Consider the following 1,441-nt stretch of genomic DNA (forward strand, 5'->3'; position numbering starts at 1 on the left):
TCTGATACGCCGTGCTTTTCAAAAATTTCTACAAAATCATCACGATCTTGATATTTCTTAGGAGCACCTTGAATCGCATCAAATAAAGCTTGGTGCATCTCTTCGATCTTACCTAGCTCCTCTGCTGCAAAAAATACTTCCGCGTGCGTTACCCAACCTGGGAACGTTGCTGGCAACAAACGGAAATCAACATCATCTGGGAAGCTTTCTTCCCATTGCGGAAGATGATCGTTGTTGAATTCATAACAATGAGGACAGCCGTACCAAAACACCTCTACAACTTCTATTTTAGAAGCGTCACCAGTCTTAACTGGGAATGGCAATTCTTTGTAGTGTGTACCTTTCTCCCACAAGCTGGCAGCGGAAGTCGCGACGCTGAATAGCATGGTAGCTGCAAGCATAAGCGCGCTTAGAATACGAAATTGAAACATGAAGTGTCCTCATAACAAGTGTTTAGCAATAACCGAAAGATAATAGGCCTGCCCTTGAACGTACTCAAGCAAGCTTAGATGACTATTAGATTAAACTTGTCAGACAGAAAACAAAGGTCACAGTTCCCTAGCTTTCAAATGATATTGCGGACATAAAAAAACCCGAGATGTAGATGTCTCGGGTTTTCAAATCTATGAAGAAGCGATTACTCAGAAAGACCTGAAATATAGCTCGCTACCGCTTCAATTTCACGATCGTTCATACGTGCAGCAATTGAACGCATCACACGCGCATCACCGTCGTTAGCTCGCTCACCGCTACGCCATTTTTTCATTTGCGCAATCGTGTAATCAGCATGCTGACCGCTAAGCGCTGGGAAACCTGCCGCCTCAACACCTTTACCTGAAGGACCGTGACAAGCGATACATGCTGCCATTTTAGTAGCTGGGTTACCGGCACGGTAAAGAGCGCGACCTTCTTCAACTAATTCTGGATCCGCTTGACCAACTGTTGTTGTTTGCGCCGCAAAGTACGCTGCAACATCTGCCATGTCTTGGTCACTAAAACCATCTAAAAGACCCGTCATTTCAACAATCACACGACGACCTTCTTTTTGATCATACATTTGCTTTAGCAAGTATCTCTCGCCTTGACCTGCTAACTTAGGGAAGTTACCCGCCGCACTATTACCATCTGCACCATGACATGCAGCACATACCGCAGACTTGTCTTTACCAGCTTGCACATCGCCTACAACTTCAGCAGAAACAAATGCAGAGCTGCTTAGACCTAATGCAACTACCAACCCCTTAAACAACTTATTCATAATTTGCGCGCTCACTCTAATAAATTCGCCATTCACTGCGGCTTTATTCTTCTATTATTTCGCCAACCTGACCTTCAGTAATTATATCGACTGATTAAGATCTCACAAGAAAGATCAGGCAAAAAAAGTGGGGGTATTATACACTAAGCCCCCAGTGATAAAAGACTTTAAGTCAGTACCAAT

General features: G+C 43.9%; 2 protein-coding genes. Both read right to left on the reverse strand.

Annotated elements, in window-relative coordinates; translation table 11 throughout:
* Window positions 1-431, reverse strand: a 431-nt coding sequence (locus A3739_RS04880; RefSeq protein WP_197472060.1) for a thiol:disulfide interchange protein DsbA/DsbL, incomplete at its 3' end; no start/stop codon positions are given.
* Window positions 432-637: 206 nt separating this feature from the next.
* Window positions 638-1,258 carry a cytochrome c gene (locus A3739_RS04885; protein ID WP_068473594.1) on the reverse strand — a complete coding sequence of 207 codons (621 nt, stop codon included), beginning with the start codon at window positions 1,256-1,258 and terminating at the stop codon, window positions 638-640.
* Window positions 1,259-1,441 lie beyond the last annotated feature (183 nt).

Source organism: Oleiphilus sp. HI0067, assembly GCF_001635735.1.

Coding starts and splice junctions, on each gene's coding strand:
- A3739_RS04885 (WP_068473594.1), bottom strand. CDS start 1,258: ATGAATAAGTTGTTTAAGGGGTTGGTAGTTGCATTAGGTCTAAGCAGC.